The organism is Actinomadura coerulea, assembly GCF_014208105.1.
In the GTDB taxonomy this organism is placed as follows: Bacteria; Actinomycetota; Actinomycetes; order Streptosporangiales; family Streptosporangiaceae; genus Spirillospora; species Spirillospora coerulea.
Genome location: NZ_JACHMQ010000001.1, coordinates 1,456,689 through 1,480,182, shown reverse-complemented (window position 1 = coordinate 1,480,182; position 23,494 = coordinate 1,456,689). Strand labels below are relative to the sequence as shown.

Below are 23,494 nucleotides of genomic sequence, written 5' to 3'. Positions count from 1 at the left end.
CCGATCCATCCCGGTTTAACCAACTTCGGGCGGTTCGGCCTCGCTAGTCCCTTTTGCGCACAACGTAGTGCACCCATCCGGGTCTGTGGAGGTTTCCCCTCGGGGCCGGCCGCCTCTCGGCGTCCCGCTCCCCCGTGGGGCGTGTAGAACACTAGGTCCCGCCGCCAGGACCGTCAAATCAGCCGGGGCGGGGCATGAATCCGCAGGTCATCTGCTGTTTTCAGTCCTCCCACCATGCCCGGTCACCGGCCGTCGTAACCGCACTGTGACGTGTATCTACCGAAGTTTGCCGTCCTCATGACGACCGCCCGCCCGGAAGGGTCCGGGCGGGCGGTCGGAAGGCGCTTCAGGACGCGGTCACCTCGACGCCGCCCACGTTGCGCTTGCCGCGCCGCAGGACGAGGAAGCGGCCGTGGAGCAGGTCGGCGGACGCCGGTACCGCCTCCTCCGACTCGACCTTGGCGTTGTTGAGGTAGGCGCCGCCCTGGGCGATGGCACGGCGGGCCTCCGACTTGCTCTTGCACAGGCCGGAAGCCGTCAGCAGGTCCACCACGGAAGGCAGCTCTCCCACGGGCACCTCCGCGCGGGGCACCTCGGAGAGGGCCGCGTGCAGCGTCCGCTCGTCCAGTTCCTCCAGCGAGCCCTGCCCGAACAGGGCGCGGGAGGCCGCGATGACCCGGGCGGTCTCGTCCGCCCCGTGCACGAGCGTGGTCATCTCCTCGGCGAGCGCCCGCTGCGGGGCCCGCGCGGCCGGGCGGTCGGCGCCCTGCTTGGCGAGGTCCTCGATCTCCTCGCGGGAACGGAAGCTGAAGAACTTCAGGAACTTCTCCACGTCCCGGTCGTCGGCGTTGATCCAGAACTGGTAGAACGCGTAGGGCGACGTCAGCTCGGGGTCGAGCCAGTAGGTCTCGCCGCCCGCGGTCTTGCCGAACTTGGACCCGTCCGCCTTGGTCAGCAGCGGCGTGGTCAGCGCGTGCGCGCTTCCCCCCTCCACGCGGCGGATCAGGTCGACGCCCGCGGTGAGGTTGCCCCACTGGTCGCTTCCGCCGGTCTGAAGCCGGCACCCGTGGCGCCGGTACAGCTCAAGGAAGTCCATGGACTGGAGCAGGACGTAGCTGAACTCCGTGTAGCTCATCCCGGTGGAGTCGAGCCGGGCCCTGACGGTCTCGCGGGCCAGCATCCGGTTGACCGGGAAGTGCTTGCCGATGTCGCGCAGGAACTCGATGGCCGACATGGGGCCGGTCCAGTCGAGGTTGCTGACCATCGTCGCGGCGGTCGGGCCCTCGTCGAAGTCGAGGAACGCCGACACCTGGCCGCGGACCCGCTCGACCCAGCCGGCGACGGTCTCCTCGGAGTTCAGCACGCGTTCGGCGCTCTTGCCGCTCGGGTCGCCGATCAGGCCCGTGGCGCCGCCGACCAGGCCGATCGGCCGGTGCCCGGCCTTCTGGAAGCGGCGCAGCGTGAGGATCTGGATGAGGTTGCCGAGATGCAGCGAGGGCGCCGTCGGGTCGAAGCCGCAATAGAGGGTGACCGGTCCCGCGGCGAGCATGGCCCGCAGTTCGTCCAGGTCGGTGGACTGCGCGATCAGGCCGCGCCACGCGAGATCATCCAAAATGTCGGTCACGGTCTCCCTCGTCTCCGGCTTGCTTTCGGTGTACGCCCCCAGGCTGCACTGGCGGGCGGCTGTCACGCCAACGATATTCAACGTCCGCCGTGGCGGGGCGGCTACCGGCCGACCAGGGTGGCCGCGGCGGGTCAGCCCTCGGCGGTGATCTTCCCGCGCCGCCTCGGGACGTGCGGGCGGTAGGGGGAGACGGTGGGGTCGCCGTCGATCCAGAACCGCCACGGGACCTCCTTGGCGCCGTTGACGCCGGTCCGGGGACCGTTGCGGATCAGCGCGGGGTCGGCGGGCTCGCCTCTCCGGACCGTCATCGGTCCCCCCGGCGCGCACACGTCCAGGCCGTTCTGCTCGCGGGCGACGCCGAGGGCCTGGCAGAGCCGGGCCGGGCCGCGGGCCAGGTCGCGGACGGTCGAGCGCGGGCGGCGCGCCCGGGCGACATCCTCCCCCGCGATGATCTCACCGGCGCGGAGCAGCACCGCCATGGACGTCCCGTCCGGCCCGCACACGAGGTTCATGCAGAAGTGCATGCCGTAGGTGAAGTAGACGTAGACGTGCCCGGGCGGCCCGAACATGACCTCGTTGCGCCGCGTCCGGCCCCGGTAGGCGTGCGAGGCCGGGTCGAGCGGGCCCGCGTAGGCCTCCACCTCGGTCAGCCGGGCCGCCACCTCCCCCTCCGGGGTGCGGTGGCTGATCACGTGCCCGAGCAGCGCGGGCGCGACCTCCTCCACCGGGCCGTCGAAGAACGCCCGGGGCAGCAACGCTCCGTCCATCGCCTCACCGTGGTCTAGGGGACAGCTCCGCCGGTCGACCAGCCTAGGGGGCGGCCCGCACCGCGGCGGCCGCCCCCGTCCCGCCGGGTCAGGAGTCCGAGCCGGCGGCCCACGCGGCGTGGCCGTTGACGAGCGTGCGCAGCGCGCCGATCTGCTCGCGGACGCGGTCGGGCGCCGTCCCCCCGTAGGCCTTGCGGGACGCGAGGGCGCCCTGGACGTTCAGCACCTCGCGGACGTCCGGCGTCAGGTGCGGCGACACCTTGCCGAGCTCCTCGTCGGTGAGGTCGTCGAAGTCCTTGTCGTTGACCTGGCACCAGACGACGAGGTGCCCGACGACCTCGTGGGCGTCGCGGAACGCCACGCCGCGGCGGACCAGCAGCTCGGCGAGGTCGGTGGCGAGGGCGAAGCCGTCCGGGGCGAGGGCCTCCAGCCGCTCGGTGTTGACCCGCATCGTCGCGATGAGCCCGGACACGGCGGGCAGCACGAGCAGCAGCGTCTCGACGGCGTCGAACGCGCCCTCCTTGTCCTCCTGGAGGTCGCGGTTGTAGGTGAGCGGGAGGCCCTTGAGGGTCGTGAGCAGGCCGACCAGGTGCCCGATGAGGCGGCCGGCCTTGCCGCGCGCCAGCTCGGCGACGTCGGGGTTCTTCTTCTGCGGCATGATCGACGACCCGGTGGCGTAGGTGTCGTCCATCTCGATCCAGCGGAACTCCTGGGAGGCCCAGAGGCACACCTCCTCGCCGAGGCGGGACAGGTGCACGCCGATCAGCGCGGCCGCGAAGAGGAACTCGGCGACGAAGTCGCGGTCGGCGACGGCGTCCATGGAGTTGGGCGCGGCGGAGTCGAAGCCGAGCTCGGCGGCGGTGGCCTGCGGGTCCAGCGGCAGGGAGGAGCCGGCGAGGGCACCGGAGCCGAGCGGGGAGACCGCGGCGCGCCGGTCCCAGTCGCGCAGCCGGTCGATGTCGCGGGTGAGCGGCTGGACGTGCGCGAGGAGCTGGTGGGAGAACAGCACGGGCTGGGCGTGCTGCAGGTGGGTCATGCCGGGCGCGGCGACGCCGAGGTTGTGCTCGGCCTGCGCGATCAGCGCGGTCTCCAGCTCGACCAGCCGGGACACGATCTGGCGGACGTGGTCGCGCAGGTACAGGCGCAGGTCGGTGGCGACCTGGTCGTTGCGGCTGCGGCCGGCGCGCAGCTTGCCGCCGAGGGCGCCGAGGCGCTCCAGCAGGCCCCGCTCAAGGGCGGTGTGGACGTCCTCATCGGCGACCGTGGGGCGGAACTCGCCGCTGCGGCACGCCTCCTCGAGGTCGTCCAGGGCACCGATCATGCGCTCCAGCTCGTCGTCGGTGAGCAGGCCCGCCCGGTTGAGGACGCGGGCGTGCGCGCGCGATCCCATCAGGTCGTACGGGGCGAGCCGCCAGTCGAACTGGACGCTCACCGACAGCCTCGCGAGCGCGTCCGACGGGCCGCCTTCGAACCGGCCGCCCCACAGCCGCGTCGGTGCCTTGGTCACGGAGAATCCTCTACTTCCCACCACTGGTCGTTCGGTCAACTGCCATCTCACCATGCCGCCCTCTGCCGGGCACGGCACGGACGCCCCCGCGGGGGGAACACGGCGGTGCCGTCGTCCGCAACAGCGTACGGCGGATCCGCCTCGTCCCGCGGATCAGGACGGGTCGGGGTCGGGGCCGCCCGGCGGCCCCTGGGTTCGTCGCTCGCGCGTGCCGGCCAGCCGCAGCAGCGCCTGGGCGAGGTCCTCCCCGCCGTGCGGGTCGCGGGCGATGACCAGGATCGAGTCGTCGCCCGCGACGGTGCCGAGGACGGACGCCCATTCGGCGTGGTCGATCGCCGAGGCCAGGTACTGGGCGGCGCCCGGCGGGGTGCGCACCATGACCAGGTTCGCCGACGCCTCGGCCGACACGAGCAGTTCGGCGGCGAGCCGGGACAGCCGGCCGGTGAAGGTCTCGGCGGCGCCGGTGCGGGCGCGGCGGATCCGCTCGCCGCCCTCGCCGGGGACGGCGTAGATCAGGCTGCCGTCGTCGGCGCGCAGCTTCACCGCGCCGATCTCGACCAGGTCGCGGGAGAGCGTGGCCTGGGTGACCTCGACGCCCTCGTCGCCGAGGAGCTTGGCGAGCTCGCCCTGCGAGTGCACGGGGTGCCGGGTCAGCAGGTCGATCACCCGGGCGTGCCGCGCGGCCTTGGTCATGGGGGTGGTCACCGGGCGCGCTCCAGCAGCCACACGAGCAGCGCCTTCTGGGCGTGCAGCCGGTTCTCGGCCTCGTCCCACACGCGGCTGCGCGGGCCGTCGAGGACGGACGCGGCGATCTCCTTGCCGCGGTAGGCGGGCAGGCAGTGCAGGACGACCGCCTCGGGATCGGCGAGGGCCAGCAGGTCCTCGGTCACCGAGTACGGCTCGTACAGCGAGGTGTCCTTGCCGTCCTGGCCCATCGACACCCACGTGTCGGTGGCGAGGACGTCGGCTCCGGCGGCGGCTCCGGCGGCGTCGGCGGTGACCGTCACGGACCCGCCGGTGGCGGCGGCGATCTCCTCCGCGCGCCCGACGACCGCGGGGTCGGGCGGCTGGGAGGCGGGGGCGCCGATCCGGACGTGCATCCCCGCGGTGGCGCAGCCGAGCAGGTAGGAGTGCGCCATGTTGTTCGCGCCGTCGCCGAAGTAGGCGAGGGTGGCGCCGGCGAGGCCGCCCTTCTCCTCCCGGACGGTCTGCAGGTCGGCGAGGATCTGGCAGGGGTGGAACTCGTCGGTGAGCGCGTTGACGACCGGGACCGCGGTGCCGGCGGCCATCTCCTCGATGCGCTCCTGCCCGCCCGTCCGCCACACGATGGCGCTGACCTGGCGTTCGAGGACGCGGGCGGTGTCGGCGATGGTCTCGCCGCGGCCGAGCTGGCTGGTGCCCGCGTCCATCACCAGGGGGTTGCCGCCGAGCTCGGCGATGCCGGCGGCGAACGACAGCCGGGTCCGGGTGGAGGGCTTGTCGAACAGCACGGCCACCGAGCGGGGGCCCTCCAGCGGCCGGTGGCCGAAGCGGTCCTTCTTCACCCGCGCGGCGAGGTCGAGGACCTCTGCCTGCTCGCCGGGGCTGAGGTCGTCGTCCCGCAGAAAGTGCCTGGTCACGGTCAGTTCTCCTGCTCGGGGGAGGCGGCGTCGAGGATACCGGGGAACGCTTCGGCGAACGAGCCCGCCTGCTCGGCGGTCAGGATCAGCGGGGGCGCGATGCGCAGCGCGTCCGGCTGGACCGCGTTGACGAGGAACCCGGCGTCGCGTGCGGCGGCCTCCACGGCGGCCGCGTGCGGCCCGGTCAGCACGGCGCCCCGCCACAGGCCGCGGCCCCGCACGCCCGCGAACAGCGGGTGGTCGACGGCGTCGAGCCCGGCGGCCAGGGCCTCCCCCACGGAGGCGGCGTTGGCGAGCAGGCCGTCCTTCTCGATGGTGGTGAGGACCGCGAGGGCCGCCGCCGCGGCGACCGGGTTGCCGCCGAACGTGCTGCCGTGGTCGCCCTTGGCGAACAGGCGGCCGTGCGGGCCGAACGCGACGCACGCCCCGACCGGCAGGCCGCCGCCGAGGCCCTTGGCGAGGGTGATGACGTCGGGCCTGGCGTTCTCGTGCTCGAACGCGAACCAGGTGCCGGTGCGGCCGATGGCGGACTGGATCTCGTCGGCGACGAACAGCGCGCCCGCCGCGTCGCAGATCCGGCGGACGGCGGCGAAGTACCCGTCCGGTGGCGGGACGACCCCGGCCTCGCCCTGCGTGGGCTCCAGGAACACCGCCGCGCAGTGCTCGTCCACCGCGGCGTCGAGCGCGTCCGCGTCCCCGTACGGGACGAACCGGACGTCGATCGCGAAGGGCCCGAACGGCTCCCGGATCGCGGCCTTGCCCGTCAGGCTCAGGGCACCGAGCGTGCGGCCGTGGAAGCCGTTCTCGGCCGCGACGAAGTACGGGCGCCCGTTCGCCTTCCCGTACTTGAGGGCGAGTTTGAGCGCGCACTCGTTCGCCTCGGCGCCGCTGTTGGCGAGGAAGACCTTCCCGTCGCCGCCCAGCAGTTCCCGCAGCCGCTCGGCGAGCAGCACCTCCGGCTCGTTCAGGAACAGGTTGGACGTGTGCGCGAGGGCGGCGGCCTGGGACGAGACCGCCTCGACGAGCGCGGGGTGGGCGTGCCCGAGCGAGCTGACCGCGATCCCCGCGATGAGGTCGAGGTACTCGCGGCCGCCGGTGTCCCACACCCGGCAGCCCTCGCCGCGCGCGAGCGCCACGGGCGGGACGCCGTAGTTCGGCATGAACGCCGCCTCGAACCGCTCTCCGAGACCGCTCATGAGACTTCCTCCCTGTGGGGGGCGCCCGTCCGCGACCCCCTGGTCCGCCGCGCTCATTTCTCCTCCGCCGGGGCTCCGGGGAGGCTGGGCAGCACCATCGTTCCGATTCCCTCGTCGGTGAAGATCTCCAGCAGCAGCGAGTGCAGGACCCGGCCGTCCAGGACGTGGGCCTGCGGGACGCCGCCGCGCACGGCCGCCAGGCAGGCCTCCATCTTGGGCACCATCCCCGCCGACAGGCCGGGCAGCAGGACGGCCAGCTCGTCGGTGGTGAGCCGGTCGATGACGTCGTCGCTTTCCGGCCAGTCCGCGTACAGGCCCTCGACGTCGGTGAGGACGACGAGCTTCGCCGCGTCCAGCGCCACGGCCAGCGCGGCCGCGGCGGTGTCGGCGTTGACGTTGTAGACCTCGCCGTCGTCGCCGCGGGCGACGCTGGAGATGACGGGGATGCGGCCGTCGTCCAGCAGCGCCCGCACGGCCCCGACCTGCACCTCGACGATCTCGCCGACCTGGCCGATGTCGACGGGCGCGCCGTCCACGACCGCGTGCTTGCGCTCGGCGGTGAACAGGTGCGCGTCCTCGCCGGACATGCCGAGCGCGAACGGGCCGTGCCGGTTGATCAGGCCGACCACGTCGCGCTGGACCTGCCCGGTCAGCACCATCCGGACGACCTCCATGGCCTCCGGGGTGGTGACCCGCAGCCCGGCGGTGAACGTCGAGTCGATGCCGTTGCGGGCCAGCGCCGCGTTGATCTGCGGGCCGCCGCCGTGCACGACGACCGGCCTCAGCCCGGCGTAGCGCAGGAACACCACGTCCTCGGCGAAGGAGTGCCGCAGCCGCTCGTCGGTCATCGCGTGCCCGCCGTACTTGATCACGACGGTCGTGCCGTGGAAGCGCTCCAGCCACGGCAGCGCCTTGATCAGGGTCTCGGCCTTGCCCATCACGCCCTGCCGGTTCTTGCGCATCTGCGCGCCCGGGGTGACGGCGCTCATGTGGAGTACGCCGAGTTCTCGTGGACGTACTCGGCCGTGAGGTCGGTCGTCCAGACGGTGGCGCTGTGCGGCCCGGCGGACAGGTCCACGGTGATCGTCACGTCGCGGGGGCGCAGGTCGACCTTGTCGCGGTCGTCGCCGAACGAGCCGTTCCGGCACACCCACACGCCGTTGATGGCGACGTTGAGGTGGTCGGGCTCGAACACCGCGTCGGTGGTGCCGACGGCCGATAGCACCCGCCCCCAGTTGGGGTCCTCGCCGTGGATGGCGCACTTGAGCAGGTTGTTGCGGGCGACGGAGCGGCCGACCGTGACCGCGTCGTCCTCGGAGGCGGCGCCGACGACCTCGATCGCGATGGCCTTGGAGGCGCCCTCGGCGTCCACGAGCAGCTGCCGGGTGAGGTCGCCGCACACCTCGGTGAGCAGCGCCGTGAACTCCTCCTCGTCCGGGACGACCTCGGCGGCGCCGGAGGCGAGCAGCAGCACGGTGTCGTTGGTGGACATGCACCCGTCGGCGTCGAGCCGGTCGAGGGTGGTGCCGGTGGCCGCGCGCAGCGCCCGGTCCAGCGCGTCGGCGGGCAGGTCGGCGTCGGTGGTGACGACGCACAGCATGGTGGCCAGCGACGGGGCGAGCATGCCCGCGCCCTTGGCCATCGCGCCGATCATGTAGCCGCCGGCGCCCTGCCGGAAGGAGATCTTGGCGACGGTGTCGGTGGTGCGGATGGCGTCGGCCGCGGCGAGCCCGCCGTCCCCGCGCGACAGCTCGGCGGCGGCCTTGTCGACGCCGGACAGCAGCAGGTCCATCGGCAGCCGCTCGCCGATCAGCCCGGTGGAGCAGACGGCGATCTCGCCCGCCGAGTCCTCCAGCACCTCGGCGGCCTTCTCTGCGGTGGCGTGGGTGTCCTGGAAGCCGGCGGCGCCGGTGCAGGCGTTGGCGCCGCCCGCGTTCAGCACGACGGCGCGGACGCGGGCTCCCTTGAGGACCTGCTCGGACCACAGCACGGGCGCGGCCCGCACGCGGTTGCGGGTGAAGACGCCGGCGGCCGCGCGGGACGGCCCGTCGTTGACGACGAGGGCCAGGTCGCGGTTGCCGCTGTCCTTCAGCCCGGCGACGACGCCGGCGGCGCGGAAACCCCGGGGGGCGGTGACGCTCAAGGGGACACTCCGATCGTGGTCAGCCCGAGTTCTTCCGGGAGGCCGAGGGCGAGGTTGGCGCTCTGCACCGCGCCGCCCGCGGTGCCCTTGGTGAGGTTGTCGACGGCGGCGACCACGACGACGCGGCCGGCCGCCTCGTCCAGTGCGACCTGGACGAGGACGGTGTTCGCGCCGAGGGTCATGGACGTGGCGGGCCACTGCCCCTCCGGCAGCAGCCCGAGGAACGGCTCGCCCGCGTACGCCTGCGCGTAGGCGGCGCGCAGCGAGGCGGCGGTGACGCCGGGACGCGCCTTCGCCGAGCAGGTGGCGAGGATTCCGCGGCTCATCGGCGCGAGCGTCGGGGTGAAGGAGACCGAGACCGGCTCCCCCGCCGCCGCGCTGAGGTTCTGGATCATCTCGGGCGTATGCCTATGCGTGCCGCCGACGGCGTAGGCGGACACCGAGCCCATCACCTCGCTGCCCAGCAGGTGCGGTTTGAGGGCCCGCCCCGCGCCGGAGGTGCCCGAGGCCGCCACCACGACGACGTCGGGTTCGGCGAGGCCCGCGGCGAGCGCGGGGAACATCGCGAGCGAGACCGCCGTCGGGTAGCAGCCCGGGACCGCCACGCGCCTCGCGGAGCGCAGCGCGTCGCGCCGGCCGGGCAGTTCGGGCAGGCCGTAGGGCCAAGTGCCCGCGTGGGGGGTGCCGTAGAACCGCTCCCAGTCGCCGGGGTCGGCGAGGCGGTGGTCGGCGCCGCAGTCGATGACCAGGACGTCCCCGCCCAGCTGCTCGGCGAGCGGCCCGGACCGGCCGTGCGGCAGCGCCAGGAACACCACGTCGTGGCCGGAGAGCGTGCCGGGGGTGGTCTCCTCCAGGACGCGTCCGGCCAGGGATCGCAGGTGGGGCTGGTGCGCGCCGAGCTCGGTGCCCGCGTTGGAGCCCGCCGTGAGCGCGCCGATCTCGAACTCTGGATGCCCCGCCAGGATGCGCAGCACCTCGCCGCCCGCGTAACCGCTGGCGCCGGCGACCGCCGTCCGGATTCCCATGTCCACTCTGCCCTTCGCTGACGTCAAGCAAGAGTATGCATGAGGCTGGATGTCTATTCAACGACGGGTAACGTCTTTCACACCGTTGAGACGAGCGCCACAGTGAGAGGTAGTTAGGTATCTAATGATTTGCTATCTAAACATCAGGGCCCTAACATCGCTCGCATGGAGAACCCCGGCCTCGACGACCTGAAGACGTTCGGTCCCGTGGAGGAGTGGCCGATCGGGCGGCTCTTCGGCGCCGCCTCACGGCTGTCGGGCCCCATCGTGTGGCGCATCATCGAGCGGCACGGCATCAGCCCGGCGGGCTTCTTCCTGCTCCGCCTGCTCATCGTCGAGGACGGCCTGCGCCCCGGGGAGGTCGCCAAGCGCCTGATGGTCACCCCCGCCACGGTCACCTCGGTCGTCGACACGCTGGAGCGCAACGGCCACGTCCGGCGCGAGCGCTCCTACCGTGACCGGCGCGGCGTGATGCTGCTCATCACCGACTCCGGCCGCCGGTTCCTCGCCGAGAAGTCCGGCCCCATCGGCCGCGACCTCTCCGGCCTCTACGACGTCGTCGGCGAGGACGACGAGGCGGCCGTCCGCCGGTTCCTGCTCAAGCTGATCCACAAGTTCGAGAACTACTCCCCCGACGAAGAAGGAAAGGGAGACGGCGCGTGACCAATCCCCCCGAAACCGCCGTTCGCACAGTCGACCTGAAGAAGACCTATCCCGCGTCCGGCCCGCGTCCGGCGGTGCCCGCCGTCCAGGGCATCGACCTGGAGGTCCCGCGCGGCGAGTTCTTCGGCCTGCTCGGCCCGAACGGCGCGGGCAAGTCGACCACCATCGGCATGCTCACCACGCTCGTCGTCCCGACCGGCGGCACCGCCAGCGTGTCCGGCCTGGACGTGGTCCGCGACGCGGTCGAGATCAAGCGCCGCATCGGCGTCGTCTCGCAGAACAACACGCTCGACAGCGACCTCACCGTCGCCGAGAACCTGGAGTTCCGCGGCCGGTACTTCGGGCTCGGCGCGCGGGACGCCCGCAAGCGCGCCGCCGAGCTGCTGGAGCTGTTCGGGCTGACCGAGCAGCGCGGCGGCAACCCGTTCGAGATCTCCGGCGGGCAGGCCAAGCGCGTGATGATCTGCCGCGCCCTCATGCACGGCCCCGAGGTGCTGTTCCTGGACGAGCCGACCGCCGGGCTCGACCCGCAGACCCGCACCAACCTCTGGGACGTTCTGCGGGGGCTCCAGGCGGGCGGGCAGACGATCCTGCTCACCACCCACTACATGGAGGAGGCCGAGGCGCTCTGCGACCGGGTCGCCGTCGTCGACCACGGCAAGGTCCTCGCCAGCGGCACGGTGGACCAGCTGAAGTCCAGCGCCGGCGCGGACACGGTCATCACCGTGGCCTACGACTCCCCCGCCCCCGACGGGATCAAGGCCCTCGCCGACCGGGAGGGCATCAGCAAGGTCGAGGTCAACGACGGCCAGGTGCGCGTGTTCGCCGCCGAGCCCGAGGGGATCCTCGGCGAGCTCGTGGAAATCGGGTCCGTGGCCGGCGTCGGAGTCACCGACGCCAGCCAACTGCGTCCCAGTCTGGAGACCGTCTTCCTCTCCCTCACCGGAAGGGACTACCGCGATTGACCCCGTCCCTGCCCAAGCAACGGGTTTCAACCCAGCCCAGCGGTAGACCCGGTCGGTTCAGTTCTCACCGACCGGGCGTCACCAGAAGCATCACTCCTGCCACGATTCGTGGCCGCGATGGAGGAAAGCAATGAGCGTCACCGTTCTGGCACCGCCGCCGCCGGCGCGGGCCACCGTCCCCCGCACGTTCGCCGCGATGATGGCGCGCGAGGCGCGGGTGATGCGCAAGAACTTCCTGTCCACGTTCGTCCGGGTGCTGGTGCAGCCGGTCATGTTCGTGTTCGTGTTCGCCTACGTGCTGCCGAAGCTCGGCGGCGGCGCCATGGCGGGCGGGCCTGGCGGGCCCACGTTCTCCACCATCCTGCTGCCCGGGCTCGTCGGGTCGTCGATCATCATGCAGGCGATGATGGCGGTGATCTTCCCGCTGATGATGGAGCTGAACTGGCAGAAGTCGATCACCGACCGTGCGCTGGCGCCGGTCCCGGTGCCGCTGCTGGCCGTCCAGAAGATCATCGCGGCGGCGGTGCAGGGCCTGATCGGCGGGCTGCTGGTGTTCCCCGCGGTGCTGTTCATCCACGCCGACGGGCAGTCGCCCGAGGTGCACGTGGACAACTGGCCGGTGCTGATCGCCGTGATGGTGGTCGGGGCGCTGATGTCGGCGTCCGGCGGGCTGCTCCTCGGAACGCTGATGAACCCGCAGAAGGTCCAGATGCTGTTCGCGATGGTCCTGCTGCCGATGACGATGCTCGGCTGCGTCTACTACCCCTGGTCGGCGCTGGACAACATCCGCTGGCTCCAGATCCTCAGCCTGTTCAACCCGCTCGTGTACGTGAGCGAGGGGCTGCGCAGCGCGCTCACGCCGGAGATCCCGCACATGCCGGTGTGGGCGTTCATGCTCGCCATCGTCGGCGGGACGGTCCTGCTGACGTGGGGGGCGACCCGCACCTTCACCAAGCGCGTGCTGACCTGACCGGCACCGCGGCGGCCCCCGCGCGGAACCCTCCGCGCGGGGGCCGCCGTGTGCGCTACATCGGCTCGACCTCCGTGAGGCCGCACGAGCGGTCCATCCGCAACCAGCGGGTGATGCCGAGAGTGCGCAGGAACGGCACGTCGTGGCTGACCACGATCAGAGCCCCCTCGTAGGCCGCGAGCGCCTGCCCGAGCTGCGCGGCGCTGGCCATGTCGAGGTTGTTCGTCGGCTCGTCCAGCAGGAGCAGCTGCGGGGCCGGCTCGGCGAGCAGCAGCGACGCCAGCACGGCGCGGAACCGCTCGCCGCCCGACAGGGTCCCGGCCGGCTGGTCGGCCCGCGCGCCGCGGAACAGGAACCGCGCCAGCCCCGCCCGGATCCGCGCCGGCGGCGCGGACGGCGCCTGCGCCCGGACGTTCTCGGCCACGCTGAGGTCACCGTCCAGGACGTCCAGCCGCTGCGGCAGATACCGCACCCCGTCCACCCCGATCTTCACGGCCGCGCCCTCGGGGACGCCGTCGCCGACGAGCATCCGCAGGAACGTGGTCTTGCCCGAGCCGTTGGGCCCGACCAGCGCGATCCGCTCCGGTCCCCGGACGATCAGCTCCTCCAGCGTGCCGGGTTCCGGCTCGGGGGCGGCGAGACCCGTGACGGTGAGCACCGTCCGCCCCGCCGGGACGCGGGTGGCGGGCAACTCGACGCGGATCTCGGCGTCCTCGCGGACGGCCCCCTCGGCCTCGGTGAGCCGCGTGCGGGCGCCGGCGAGCCGCTCCTCGTGCATGATGCGGTGCTTGCCGGCCGAGACCTGCGCCTGCCGCTTGCGCTCGCCCATCACGATCTTCGGCTCGCGCTTGCTCTCCTGCATCTTGTTGCCGTAGCGCTTACGGCGGGCAAGCTTGACCTGCGCCTCCTCCAGCTCGCGCTTCTGGCGGCGCAGGTCGGTCTCGGCGGCCCGGACCGTCCGCTCCGCGGCCTCCCGCTCCACCGCGAGCAGGTCCTCGTAGCCCGACAGGTTGCCGCCGAAGGACCGGACGGAGCCCTCCCGCAGGTCGGCGATCTCGTCGACCCGGTCGAGCAGCTCCCGGTCGTGGCTGACGACGACGAGCACGCCCGTCCAGGTCTCCACCGCCTCGTACAGGCGGTCGCGCGCGTCCAGGTCCAGGTTGTTGGTCGGCTCGTCGAGCAGCAGGACGTCGGGGCGGGCCAGGAACCGCGCGGCCAGCCCGACCATCACGGCCTCACCGCCCGACAGCGTGGGGACCGTGCGGTCGAGCCCCAGGTGGCCGAGGCCGAGCCGGTCGAGCTCGGCGGCGGCGCGCTCCTCGACGTCCCAGTCGTCCCCGACGGCGGCGAAGTTCTCCTCGGTGGCCTCGCCGCGCTCGATCGCGTGCAGGGCCGCGCGGGTCGCGGTGACGCCGAGCAGGTCCGAGACCGTGGCGGTGTCGTCGAGGACGAGGTTCTGCGGCAGGTAGCCGGTCTCCCCGTCGACGCTGACGGTGCCCGACCCGGCGCGCAGCTCGCCGGCGATGATCCTCAGCAGGGTCGACTTGCCGGAGCCGTTGACGCCGATCAGGCCGGTCCTGCCGGTGCCGAACGCGGCGTCCAGCCCGTCCAGCACGACGGTGCCGTCCTCCCACGCGAACGACAGGTCCGAGCACACGATGGCGAATGACATTGGGCGGCCTCCATGGTGGTGAAAAAGATGCGGAACGCATGGAGACACCGCGGAACGCGCGACGCGCCGGCGGGCATGGCAAAGCCCGGCGGGGAAGAGTCCGCACTGAGGTCACGTGCGCGGGCCGGAGAGCGGCCACTGCGCGGTGTCGGACCTCAGATCCTCAATGGACTCCCCTACCGGGCGGCGATGTGACGCGGTCGAGACTACCCGACGGCCTATCGCAACACAAGTAGCGTTAGGACTTGGTCTCGGCCGGGACGCGAGCGTGCCCCGGACCCCGCGCGAGGATCCGGGGCACGCCCGCGTTCCGTCAGGCGCCGCGCAGGGCGGCTCCGGTCCGCTCGGAGGCGGCGGCCACGGCGGAGTCGCGGGCCTGCGACGCCTCCTCGGCCGTCAGCGTCCGGTCCGGGGCGCGGAACCGCAGCGAGTACGCCAGCGACTTGCGGCCCTCGCCCACCTGCTCGCCCGTGTAGACGTCGAACAGCCGGATCGCCTCCAGGAGCCCGCCCGCCCCGTCGCGCAGGGCCGCCTCGACCTCCGCGGCCGGCACCGCGGAGTCCACGACCAGCGCGACGTCCTGCATCGCGACCGGGTAGGACGACACGTGCGGCGCGCGGACGGTCGCCGGCTCGCCGAGGCGGCGCAGCTCCAGCTCCATCGCGCACGACCGCGCGGGCAGCCCGTACGCCTTCGTGACGCGCGGGTGCAGCTCGCCGGCGTGCCCGACGAGGGTGTCGCCCGCGTACAGCGCGGCGCAGCGGCCGGGATGCCAGGGCGCGTGCTGGTCGGCCTTCACCGCCAGCTCGACGCCGACCTCGCGGGCCACCGTGCGGGCGGCCTCCACCGCGTCCGCCCACAGCGCCGGACGGCCCCCGCCCCACCAGCCCGACGGCTCGCGGTCGCCCGACAGCACCACCGCGACGCGGTACGGCTGGTCGGGCAGCGCGGCCTCCAGCCCGGCGACCTCCTCGGCCGTCGGGCCGCGGTCCACGGCGAGCCGAGGCGCCCGCTCCGGGGCGTCCGGGCGCGGGCGGAACACCACACCGATCTCGAACAGGGCGGTGTCGCCGAAGCCGCGCCCCGTGTTGAGCGCCAGCACCTTGAGCAGGCCCGGCAGCAGCGTGGTGCGCAGCAGCGGCTCCTCCTCCGACATCGGGTTCGCGAGCCGCAGCGTCCGACGCCGCGCGTCGTCCGCCGGGAGCTGGAGGCCGTCCAGGTCCTTCTCGGCGACGAACGGGAAGGCGAGCGCCTCCACGTACCCGGCGCCGGCGAGCGCGCGGCCGACCCGGCGGCGCAGCCGCTGCTCGGCGGTCAGGCCCTTGCCCGCCGCCGGGCGCGGCGCCCGGGCCGGGATGTCCTCGTACCCCTCGAGGCGGATGACCTCCTCGGCGAGGTCGTTGGGCGCGGTGAGGTCGGGACGCCAGGACGGCGGCGTCACCGTCAGCACGTCGTCGCCGGACACCGCGCAGCCGACCTGCTCCAGGCGCCGGACGACCGCGTCGCGGCCGTAGACCACGCCCGCCACCCGGTCGGGGTGCCCGGCCGGCATCGTCACCACGGGCCGCTCGACCGGCGCCTCGGCGTGCGTGACACCGGCCACGATCTTCGCGCCGCCCAGCTCGGCGAGCATCCGCACCGCCCGGTACGAGGCGTACAGCGGCAGCTCGCGGTCGACGCCGCGCTCGAACCGGTGGGACGCCTCGCTGTGCAGCCGGTGCCGGCGGCTCATCCGGGCGGTGCCCATGGCGTCGAAGTGCGCGGCCTCGACGACCATGTCGGTCGACCGGTCGTCGATCTCGGTGGCGAGGCCGCCCATCGTCCCGGCCATCGAGATCGGCCCCGACGCGTCGGTGATGAGGATGTCGTCGGGGTCGAGGGTCCGCTTGACGTGGTCCAGCGTCTCCAGCCGCTCGCCGGGTTCGGCGCGCCGCACGACGATCGGGCCGGTCAGCTTGTTCCGGTCGAACGCGTGCAGCGGCTGCCCGAGCTCCAGCATCAGGTAGTTGGTGATGTCGACCGCCAGCGACACCGGCCGCATCCCCGCGCGGTACAGGCGCACCTGCATCCACACCGGGGTCCGCGCGTCCGGGTCGAAGCCGCTGACCTCGCGCAGGACGAACCGGTCGCACACGGACGGGTCGCCGATGCTCGCCGGGTAGCTCGGCGCGTCCTCGGGGGGCGGTTCCACGGCCGCCGGGTCCTTGAACGGCACGCCGTAGGCGATGGCCGCCTCGCGGGCGATGCCGCGGATGGACAGCGCGTAGCCGCGGTCGGGCGTCACGGCGATGTCGAGGACGTCGTCGCGCAGCCCGAGCAGCTCGATCGCGTCCGTGCCGACGGGGGTGTCCGGCGGCAGGACGAGGATCCCGCCGTGGTCTTCGCCGATCCCGAGTTCGTCCACCGAGCAGATCATGCCCGCCGACATCCGGCCGTAGGTCTTGCGGGCGCCGATCTCGAAACCGCCGGGCAGCACGCCCCCCGGCAGGATGACCACGACGCGGTCGCCGACCGAGAAGTTGACGGCGCCGCAGACGATGCTCTGCGGCTCCCCCGTGCCGTTGGCGTCGCCGACGTCCACCTGGCAGTGCCGGATCGGCTTCTTGAAGCCGGTCAGCTCCTCGATCGCCAGGACCTCGCCGACCACGAGCGGGCCGGCGATGTCGGCGCCGGGCGACTCGACCGTCTCGACCTCCAGGCCCGCCGCGATCAGCTCGGCGGCCAGCGCGCGGCCCGTGACGTCGGCCGGAAGCTCGACGTGCTCGCGCAGCCAGGAAAGCGGGGCCCGCATCAGATCTCCGTCCCGAACGGGAGGGTGAACCGGACGTCACCCTCCACCATGTCGTACATGTCCTCCACGCCGTGCCGGAACATCAGCGTCCGCTCGACGCCCAGCCCGAACGCCCAGCCGCTGTAGCGGTCCGGGTCGACCCCGCAGGCCACCAGCACCCGCGGGTTGACCATGCCGCAGCCGCCGAGCTCGATCCAGCCCTCCGAACCGCAGGTGCGGCACGGGTCGCCGCCCGGCTCCGCGGACGCGCCCCGGCACACGAAGCACTGCATGTCCACCTCGGCGGACGGCTCGGTGAACGGGAAGAACGACGGCCTGAACCGCGTCTTCAGCCCCTCGCCGAACATCCCGGTGACGAACGCGTCGATGCCGCCCCGCAGGTCGGCCATCGTCAGCCCCTCGTCGACGGCGAGGCCCTCCAGCTGGTGGAACACCGGGCTGTGCGTGGCGTCGAGCTCGTCGGTGCGGAACGTGCGGCCCGGCGCCACCACGTACACCGGCAGCGGCCGCGACAGCAGCGACCTGATCTGCATCGGCGAGGTGTGGGTGCGCATCACCAGCCCGGAGTCCTCCGACTCGACGAAGAAGGTGTCCTGCATGGTGCGGGCCGGGTGGTCGGGCAGGAAGTTCAGGGCGTCGAAGTTGAACCACTCCGCCTCGACCTCGGGCCCCTCGGAGACCTCGAAGCCCATCGAGACGAAGACGTCGGCCATCCGCTCCTGCATCGTGGTCAGCGGGTGGCGGGCGCCGCGCGGAGCGCGGTCCCACGGGAGGGTGACGTCGACGGTCTCCTCGACGAGGACGCGGCGGTCGCGCTCGTCCTCCAGCTCGGCCTGGCGCTCCTTGAGCGCCTTCGCCACCGCCCCCCGGGCGGCGCCGATGCGCTTGCCGGCCTCGGCCCGTGCCGCGGGCGGCAGCGCGCCGATCTCGCGGTTGGCCAGGGCCAGCGGGGAGCGGTCGCCGGCGTGCGCCAGCCGGACCTGCTTCAGTGCGTCGAGGTCGGCGGCCGCGGCGATCGCCGCGAGCGCCTCGGCGCGGGCCCGCTCCAGCTCATCGGGCTGCAGCGCGGACACCTCGACGGGGTCATAGGACTTGTTGGGTGCAGACATGTGGTGTGATCGACTCCGGTCGGCGTGGGACGCCCGCAGTCTAGTGCGCGGGCGGAGAACATCCGGAAAGCGTGCGCGTGACGCGCTGGCCCGACCAGGGGCCCGATGCCGTGCCGCGGCGTGGACCGCGGGTCAGCCGGCGTAGTCGGGGGCCCCTGCGGGCACGGTAAATCGGAACTCGGCGCCGCCGCCGGGCGCCCGCCGCACGGTGATCACACCGCCGTGCGCCTCGACCAGCCCCTTGACGATGTAGAGCCCGAGCCCGGTGCCGCCGCGGCGGCTGCCGCCGGGGCCGCGCCAGAACTGCCGGAAGACGCGCTGGACGGCCTCGGGCGGAATGCCCTCGCCCTCGTCGCGCACCGACACGGCCGCCCCCTCCTTGTGTGCGTCCGGCTCCACCACAATGGTGACAGTGCCCGCCCCGTGGCGCACCGCGTTTTCGACGAGGTTGCCGAGGATTTGATCCATCTTGTCGGGATCGAGCCACATCTCGGGCAGCTCGCCGCGCGTCTCGAAGCGGAAGCGGTCCTCCGGCTCCCCGGCCGCGACGCGGCCCGCGATGACCTTGCGGACCTCGTCGGGGAGATCGACGACCTGGCGGCGCATCTCCAGCCGCCCCGACTCGATGCGGGACACGTCCAGCAGCTCGGTGATCAGCCGGGTGACCCGGTCGGCGTCGGCGTTGACGGTCTCCAGCATCACCCGCTTCTGGTCGTCGTTGAAGCGGTGCCACTTGGCCAGCAGCGTCGCGGTGAACCCCTTGACGCTGGTGAGCGGGGAGCGCAGCTCGTGGGCGACGGTGGAGACGAGGTCGGCGCGGTCGCGCTCCTGCCGGGCGCGGTGCAGGGCGTCGCGCAGGCACACGGTGAAGCGTTCCACACGGCGGTCGGCGTCGCGCCGGTACGCCGCGGTCACGAGCACCTCGGTGCCGCCGGGGAGGAACAGCACGCGCTCGGGATGGCGCGTCCGGGTGGACAGGCCGTCGTAGGGGGCCAGGCACTTCCACCAGTCGCGGCCCTCGGCGTCGTGCAGGGGCAGGACGTCGCGGAAGTCGCGGCCCACCGCCGATCCGGCGGGAACCCCGGTGATCCGCGCGGCGGCGGCGTTGAACACGATGACGCGGGCGTCCCGGCCGGCGACCATCAGCCCGTCGGGCAGGTCGTCCGGGCCGCCCCCCTCGAGGCCCGGCCCGGACCCCGTCCCGGGTCCGCGCGCGGCCACGAGAGGGGATTCCTCTCCGCCCACAGCGGCCTCCAGACACCGATGGGAACGCGGCCTGTCGGAAAGAGACTCTAGCCGGAGTCGGGCCCCTAACGGGACCCGGAAACCGCCTCGCGGCAAGGCATGTGTAGCCTCCCGGCCGGGTGTCGCCGTCTCCCCCGGAGGGCCTCATCAGCGGTTCGCGCCCTCATCCGGACCTCGTGGGCGAGTCATGACCGGACAGCGCGGCCTCGACGTCGCGGTGGATCGCGAACAGCCGGTGCAGGCCGGTGATCCTCAGCAGCCGCAGCTGGGCGGGCCGCACACCGGCGAGCGCGATCTCGCCGCCGTCGGCGGAGATCTGGTTGTGCGCGGCGACCAGCGCGCCGAGCCCGGCCGCGTCGCAGAACGGGACGGCGGCGAAGTCGGCCACCAGGCGGCGCGGCCCCGTCCCCGGCAGCCGCCCGTGCGTCTCGACGAGCCGGTCGCGCAGCGGGCCGGCCGTGCGCAGGTCGATCTCCCCCGCCACCGCGACGACGGCCGTGCCGGCCGCGACCCGGGAGGTCTCGATGCGGAGCCCGTCGCCGGCGTGCGCGCCGGAAACGCCGGGGGCGGCGTCCGGGACGGCGGAGGCCCGGACCGCTCCGGCCCGGCACCGCACCGCCGGTGGACGCCGGCCCGCCCTTCCGGCCCGCCTGCTGTCCTCGGTCATACGCTCGCCCCCACTCTGTGCGGCCCCATCGCCGCCCTGGTCAACCCACTGATCAACACGTTAGGCGCGGTTCCGCGACGGCGTGATCCCCCGCCGGTCGCGGTTCTCGCTCCTACCCGCGGACGAGCCCCGCGCGGCGGCGGGCCCCCGTGCCCCCGCGTCCACGCGGAGACCATCTTCCCAGCTCACCTGTCACGAGGCGGCGCCAATGGCGACCGCATGCGGCCATTCGATCACAGAATGCAGTGAAACACCGCGACCTCGCCGTGCGTCACGTACGGCGCGGGCCCTCACCCTGGGAGCCGCGCTGGGCGCGGGCGGACGCGTAGAGGCATACGGCCGCGGCCGTCGCGAGGTTCAGGCTCTCGGCATGCCCGTAGATCGGCACGCGGACGACCTCGTCCACATGCCGCAGGATCTCCTCGGGCAGCCCCCACGCCTCGTTCCCGAACACCCAGGCGGTGGGGCGCGCGAGCACCCCCTCGTCGATCGCCTCGTCGAGGGTGCGGTCGCCCGCGCCGTCGGCGGCGAGGACCGTCAGGCCCGCGCCCTTCAGCTCGGGGATCAGCGTGTCGAACCGGGGGCCGACGACGACCGGCAGGTGGAACAGACTGCCCGCGGAGGCGCGGACGCACTTGCCGTTGTAGGGGTCGACGGACGCGTCGGTGAACACGACCGTCTCCGAGCCCGCGGCGTCGGCGGTGCGCAGGACGGTTCCCGCGTTGCCGGGGTCGCGGACGTGCGCCAGCACGGTCACCAGCCGCGGGCCGTTCTCCAGCGCCCGCTCCAGCGGGACGTCGACGAACTCGCAGACCGCCAGCAGCCCCTGCGGGGTGACGGTCTGGGCGAGTTCCGCCATGATCTCGCCGCTGACGCGCAGCACCGGCGCGCCGGCGCGCTCGGCGGCGAGCACCAGCTCGGGGTGGCGGGCCTCCGCCTCGGCCGTGGTGAAAAGCTCGGCGAGCCCGCCGGGGATCCGCAGCGCCTCCCGCACCGCCTGCGGCCCCTCGGCGAGGAACCGGTTCTCACGGCGCCGGAACGCGCGTTTGGCGAGCCGCCGAGCGGCCTTCACCCGTGGTGATCGGAGAGAGGTCAGCTCGCGGCCCGCCATGTCGCTGTGATCGCCCGTGTGCCGGCCCCCCGGCTCAGGCCGCCTCCGAACCCTCGGCCGGCAGCGCGTCCTTGGCCACCTTGACCAGGGCGGCGAAAGCCGGGGCGTCGTTGACGGCGAGCTCGGCGAGCATGCGCCGGTCGACCTCGACCTCGGCGGCCTTCAGGCCCTGGATGAACCGGTTGTAGGTGATGCCGTTGGCGCGGGCCGCGGCGTTGATCCGCTGGATCCACAGCCGGCGGAACTGGCCCTTGCGGTCCTTGCGGTCCCGGAAGGCGTAGGTCATCGAGTGGAGCTGCTGCTCCTTGGCCTTGCGGTACAGGCGCGAGCGCTGCCCGCGGTAGCCGCTCGACCGCTCCAGGACGACCCGACGCTTCTTGGCGGCGTTGACCGCCCGCTTCACGCGTGCCACGTGCTGACTCCTTCGTGGGGGCCGGGGCCGTGCTGGCCTCGGCCGGTCGGCTGATGTTCCTGGTCGAGTGCTACTTGCGCAGCAGCTTCTTGATGTTCTTGGCGTCGGCGTCGGCCACCACGGCGGGGCCGGACAGCCGGCGCGTCCGCTTGGTCGGCTTGTGCTCGAGCAGGTGGTTCTTGTTGGCGCGGCGGCGCATCACCTTGCCGGAGCCGGTCAGCTTGAAGCGCTTCTTGGCACCGCTGTGGGTCTTGGTCTTCGGCATGGTCGCCGTCGTCTCCCTCTTTCCGGCCTCCGTGCCGACCGGCACGGAGGCGCGCCTGATCGGCGCATCGCACGACGATGCGTGGACGCGCCAGGTCAGGCTTCAATGTACGTACGCCGCGACTTCGCTCGACCGCGAGGCCGCGATGGGGACCGCCGCGAGGCCGGCCCCGGAAACGGCCGTCAGACGGTGGTCTCCGACTCCTGCCCGCGGGCCGTCTTCTTCTTGTGCGGACCGAGCACCATGATCATGTTTCGGCCGTCCTGCTTGGGCCGCGACTCGACGAAGCCGAGCTCCTCGACATCGTCGGCGAGCCGCTGCAGCAGCCGGAAACCGAGCTCGGGACGGGACTGCTCACGACCACGGAACATGATCGTGACCTTCACCTTGTCCCCGGCCTTCAGGAACCGCACCACGTGACCCTTCTTGGTCTCGTAGTCGTGCGGGTCGATCTTCGGGCGGAGCTTGATCTCCTTGATGACCGTGTGCGCCTGGTTCTTCCGCGCCTCACGCGCCTTCATCGCGGACTCGTACTTGAACTTGCCGTAGTCCATGAGCTTCGCGACGGGCGGACGCGCGGTGGGCGCCACCTCGACGAGGTCGAGGTCCGACTCACGCGCGAGTTCAAGGGCCTTGGCGATGGGCACGATGCCCACCTGTTCGCCGTTCGGGCCGACGAGCCGGACCTCGGGCACGCGAATGCGGTCGTTGATACGCGGTTCGGCGCTGATGGGACCTCCTAGGGGCCGTTCGCAAGTTCATTGGACCGGTCGTACCCCGAGGCTTCCACGAGAAAAGCCCCGCACGACTCACGCACGGGGCCACCTTCGGTCTCCCGGGACGGACACGCCGCCCGGAAACGACGACGGGACGGGCTCAGCGCCCGTTCGCCGGACCGAGACCCACCGGCCTTGCAGCCGGTCAGGTGGGAGGTGGCCTCCGCTTGAGCGCCCGGCACGCGCCACCATCTGGTCGCGCGCACAAGGCCGGTCGACCACCAAGAATACCACCCAGTGGGGCCGGGTGCGTCATGCCGGACGCTCTCCCGCCGCATACCGCGCGAGAGCCCGGATGAGGGTACGCCTTCCGGTACAACAGGCAGGGAGGCGGCGCCATTCCCGGTGCCCGCGGCCCGCGGACAAGTGAGAGTGTTCTGGCCGGGCGGGCGTCTCGGCGCGCGGGCCGCCGATTGTTACGGTAGAGCCGAGACGGCCCGGTGGGGCCGGCACCAGGGAGGTTTCCCCGCGATGCCCTCGGTCGACGCCGGCGCCGCCGGCCCGCTCACCGCCACGCCGCCGGCCCGGCTCCAGTTCGCGCAGAAGGCGTTCATCGTCTCGGGCGGGCGGCTGCTGCTGGTCCGCAAGGCCGCCACGGACCCGTTCCACCCCGGCCGCTGGGAGGTGCCCGGCGGGCGGCTGGAGGAGGAGGCCGACCTCGATCTCGACGACCACATCCGCCGCGAGGTCTGGGAGGAGGTCGGTCTGAAGATCGATCCGGGGCCGCCGTTCCACCTGTGGCAGTGGTTCATGCCCGACCGCGGGCATCCCGGCGGGCAGATCCGGGTGGTGGCGGCGGCGCGCCGCTGCCGGCCCGTGACCCTGGACGCCACCCTGGAGAACCAGGACGTCAGCGACCATCTGGACCGGTGCGCCTGGGTGCCGCTGCGCGAGGCCGGCGGGTACGACCTCATCCCGAGCCTGCGCCCGGTGATGCGGGCCTTCCTGCTTCCGATCGGCTGAGCCG

General features: G+C 73.0%; 22 protein-coding genes. 4 read left to right on the top strand and 18 right to left on the bottom strand.

The annotated features are described in order from the left end of the window. Positions 1-346: 346 nt before the first annotated feature. From tyrS to argC, 9 genes are all read right to left on the bottom strand, one after another. On the bottom strand, positions 347-1,624 hold the full coding sequence (gene tyrS, locus BKA00_RS06925; protein WP_185024131.1) for a tyrosine--tRNA ligase: 1,278 nt from the start codon (positions 1,622-1,624) through the stop codon (positions 347-349). A 131-nt stretch (positions 1,625-1,755) separates the two neighbouring features. Beyond that, complete coding sequence (locus BKA00_RS06920) at positions 1,756-2,391, bottom strand: DNA-3-methyladenine glycosylase (protein ID WP_185024130.1); 636 nt, start codon at positions 2,389-2,391, stop codon at positions 1,756-1,758. Positions 2,392-2,479: 88 nt separating this feature from the next. Further along, positions 2,480-3,898 (bottom strand): argininosuccinate lyase, encoded by a 1,419-nt coding sequence (gene argH / locus BKA00_RS06915; protein WP_185024129.1) that lies wholly within the window; start codon positions 3,896-3,898, stop codon positions 2,480-2,482. A gap of 153 nt (positions 3,899-4,051) precedes the next feature. Further along, a complete protein-coding gene (locus BKA00_RS06910) occupies positions 4,052-4,591 on the bottom strand; it encodes an arginine repressor (protein WP_185033804.1) in 540 nt (179 codons plus the stop codon). 8 nt (positions 4,592-4,599) lie between these two features. After that, the gene (gene argF / locus BKA00_RS06905; protein WP_185024128.1) at positions 4,600-5,517 is read right to left on the bottom strand and encodes an ornithine carbamoyltransferase; all 918 of its coding nucleotides are present in this window, start codon (positions 5,515-5,517) and stop codon (positions 4,600-4,602) included. Positions 5,518-5,519: 2 nt separating this feature from the next. After that, the gene (locus tag BKA00_RS06900; RefSeq protein ID WP_185024127.1) at positions 5,520-6,713 is read right to left on the bottom strand and encodes an acetylornithine transaminase; all 1,194 of its coding nucleotides are present in this window, start codon (positions 6,711-6,713) and stop codon (positions 5,520-5,522) included. A 53-nt stretch (positions 6,714-6,766) separates the two neighbouring features. Then, on the bottom strand, positions 6,767-7,675 hold the full coding sequence (gene argB, locus BKA00_RS06895; protein ID WP_420829712.1) for an acetylglutamate kinase: 909 nt from the start codon (positions 7,673-7,675) through the stop codon (positions 6,767-6,769). A gap of 23 nt (positions 7,676-7,698) precedes the next feature. Continuing rightward, on the bottom strand, positions 7,699-8,856 hold the full coding sequence (gene argJ / locus BKA00_RS06890; RefSeq protein ID WP_185024125.1) for a bifunctional glutamate N-acetyltransferase/amino-acid acetyltransferase ArgJ: 1,158 nt from the start codon (positions 8,854-8,856) through the stop codon (positions 7,699-7,701). Next, positions 8,853-9,881 carry an N-acetyl-gamma-glutamyl-phosphate reductase gene (gene argC / locus BKA00_RS06885; RefSeq protein WP_185024124.1) on the bottom strand — a complete coding sequence of 343 codons (1,029 nt, stop codon included), beginning with the start codon at positions 9,879-9,881 and terminating at the stop codon, positions 8,853-8,855. The genes argJ and argC overlap by 4 nt, the downstream gene beginning before the upstream one ends. Before the next feature lie 165 nt (positions 9,882-10,046). Between argC and BKA00_RS06880 the strand changes: the two genes are divergently transcribed. The 3 genes from BKA00_RS06880 to BKA00_RS06870 all read left to right on the top strand — a co-directional run bounded on the left by BKA00_RS06880 (position 10,047) and on the right by BKA00_RS06870 (position 12,479). Next, entirely contained in the window at positions 10,047-10,544 is a 498-nt protein-coding gene (locus BKA00_RS06880) for a MarR family winged helix-turn-helix transcriptional regulator (RefSeq protein WP_185024123.1), read from the top strand. After that, on the top strand, positions 10,541-11,509 hold the full coding sequence (locus BKA00_RS06875; RefSeq protein ID WP_185024122.1) for an ABC transporter ATP-binding protein: 969 nt from the start codon (positions 10,541-10,543) through the stop codon (positions 11,507-11,509). The genes BKA00_RS06880 and BKA00_RS06875 overlap by 4 nt, the downstream gene beginning before the upstream one ends. A gap of 130 nt (positions 11,510-11,639) precedes the next feature. Continuing rightward, positions 11,640-12,479: an ABC transporter permease gene (locus BKA00_RS06870; RefSeq protein WP_185024121.1), complete on the top strand. Its 840-nt coding sequence runs from the start codon at positions 11,640-11,642 to the stop codon at positions 12,477-12,479. A 55-nt stretch (positions 12,480-12,534) separates the two neighbouring features. Here BKA00_RS06870 and BKA00_RS06865 read toward each other — a convergent pair whose 3' ends face one another. The 9 genes from BKA00_RS06865 to infC all read right to left on the bottom strand — a co-directional run bounded on the left by BKA00_RS06865 (position 12,535) and on the right by infC (position 22,464). Next, complete coding sequence (locus BKA00_RS06865; RefSeq protein ID WP_185024120.1) at positions 12,535-14,151, bottom strand: ABC-F family ATP-binding cassette domain-containing protein; 1,617 nt, start codon at positions 14,149-14,151, stop codon at positions 12,535-12,537. A gap of 313 nt (positions 14,152-14,464) precedes the next feature. Next, positions 14,465-16,942 carry a phenylalanine--tRNA ligase subunit beta gene (gene pheT, locus BKA00_RS06860; RefSeq protein WP_185024119.1) on the bottom strand — a complete coding sequence of 826 codons (2,478 nt, stop codon included), beginning with the start codon at positions 16,940-16,942 and terminating at the stop codon, positions 14,465-14,467. Beyond that, positions 16,942-18,051: a phenylalanine--tRNA ligase subunit alpha gene (pheS, locus tag BKA00_RS06855; RefSeq protein ID WP_185024118.1), complete on the bottom strand. Its 1,110-nt coding sequence runs from the start codon at positions 18,049-18,051 to the stop codon at positions 16,942-16,944. Before pheS ends, pheT begins: the two co-directional genes overlap by 1 nt. A gap of 132 nt (positions 18,052-18,183) precedes the next feature. After that, positions 18,184-19,272 (bottom strand): ATP-binding protein, encoded by a 1,089-nt coding sequence (locus BKA00_RS06850; protein WP_268248252.1) that lies wholly within the window; start codon positions 19,270-19,272, stop codon positions 18,184-18,186. A gap of 187 nt (positions 19,273-19,459) precedes the next feature. Beyond that, the gene (locus tag BKA00_RS06845; RefSeq protein ID WP_185024116.1) at positions 19,460-19,963 is read right to left on the bottom strand and encodes an STAS domain-containing protein; all 504 of its coding nucleotides are present in this window, start codon (positions 19,961-19,963) and stop codon (positions 19,460-19,462) included. Between the two features lie 271 nt (positions 19,964-20,234). Further along, on the bottom strand, positions 20,235-21,074 hold the full coding sequence (locus tag BKA00_RS06840; protein WP_185024115.1) for a TrmH family RNA methyltransferase: 840 nt from the start codon (positions 21,072-21,074) through the stop codon (positions 20,235-20,237). 34 nt (positions 21,075-21,108) lie between these two features. Beyond that, entirely contained in the window at positions 21,109-21,486 is a 378-nt protein-coding gene (gene rplT, locus BKA00_RS06835; RefSeq protein WP_021597478.1) for a 50S ribosomal protein L20, read from the bottom strand. A 70-nt stretch (positions 21,487-21,556) separates the two neighbouring features. Further along, positions 21,557-21,751 (bottom strand): 50S ribosomal protein L35, encoded by a 195-nt coding sequence (gene rpmI, locus BKA00_RS06830; RefSeq protein ID WP_067468638.1) that lies wholly within the window; start codon positions 21,749-21,751, stop codon positions 21,557-21,559. A 182-nt stretch (positions 21,752-21,933) separates the two neighbouring features. Next, a complete protein-coding gene (gene infC, locus BKA00_RS06825; RefSeq protein ID WP_258943360.1) occupies positions 21,934-22,464 on the bottom strand; it encodes a translation initiation factor IF-3 in 531 nt (176 codons plus the stop codon). 534 nt (positions 22,465-22,998) lie between these two features. Between infC and BKA00_RS06820 the strand changes: the two genes are divergently transcribed. After that, entirely contained in the window at positions 22,999-23,490 is a 492-nt protein-coding gene (locus BKA00_RS06820) for an NUDIX domain-containing protein (protein ID WP_185024114.1), read from the top strand. Positions 23,491-23,494 lie beyond the last annotated feature (4 nt).

Coding starts and splice junctions, on each gene's coding strand:
- BKA00_RS06920 (WP_185024130.1), bottom strand. CDS start 2,391: ATGGACGGAGCGTTGCTGCCCCGGGCGTTCTTCGACGGCCCGGTGGAG.
- pheT (WP_185024119.1), bottom strand. CDS start 16,942: ATGCGGGCCCCGCTTTCCTGGCTGCGCGAGCACGTCGAGCTTCCGGCC.
- BKA00_RS06900 (WP_185024127.1), bottom strand. CDS start 6,713: ATGAGCGGTCTCGGAGAGCGGTTCGAGGCGGCGTTCATGCCGAACTAC.
- BKA00_RS06845 (WP_185024116.1), bottom strand. CDS start 19,963: ATGACCGAGGACAGCAGGCGGGCCGGAAGGGCGGGCCGGCGTCCACCG.
- pheS (WP_185024118.1), bottom strand. CDS start 18,051: ATGTCTGCACCCAACAAGTCCTATGACCCCGTCGAGGTGTCCGCGCTG.
- argC (WP_185024124.1), bottom strand. CDS start 9,881: ATGGGAATCCGGACGGCGGTCGCCGGCGCCAGCGGTTACGCGGGCGGC.
- BKA00_RS06870 (WP_185024121.1), top strand. CDS start 11,640: ATGAGCGTCACCGTTCTGGCACCGCCGCCGCCGGCGCGGGCCACCGTC.
- BKA00_RS06910 (WP_185033804.1), bottom strand. CDS start 4,591: ATGACCAAGGCCGCGCGGCACGCCCGGGTGATCGACCTGCTGACCCGG.
- BKA00_RS06865 (WP_185024120.1), bottom strand. CDS start 14,151: ATGTCATTCGCCATCGTGTGCTCGGACCTGTCGTTCGCGTGGGAGGAC.
- BKA00_RS06840 (WP_185024115.1), bottom strand. CDS start 21,074: ATGGCGGGCCGCGAGCTGACCTCTCTCCGATCACCACGGGTGAAGGCC.
- BKA00_RS06820 (WP_185024114.1), top strand. CDS start 22,999: ATGCCCTCGGTCGACGCCGGCGCCGCCGGCCCGCTCACCGCCACGCCG.
- argB (WP_420829712.1), bottom strand. CDS start 7,675: ATGCGCAAGAACCGGCAGGGCGTGATGGGCAAGGCCGAGACCCTGATC.
- rpmI (WP_067468638.1), bottom strand. CDS start 21,751: ATGCCGAAGACCAAGACCCACAGCGGTGCCAAGAAGCGCTTCAAGCTG.
- BKA00_RS06880 (WP_185024123.1), top strand. CDS start 10,047: ATGGAGAACCCCGGCCTCGACGACCTGAAGACGTTCGGTCCCGTGGAG.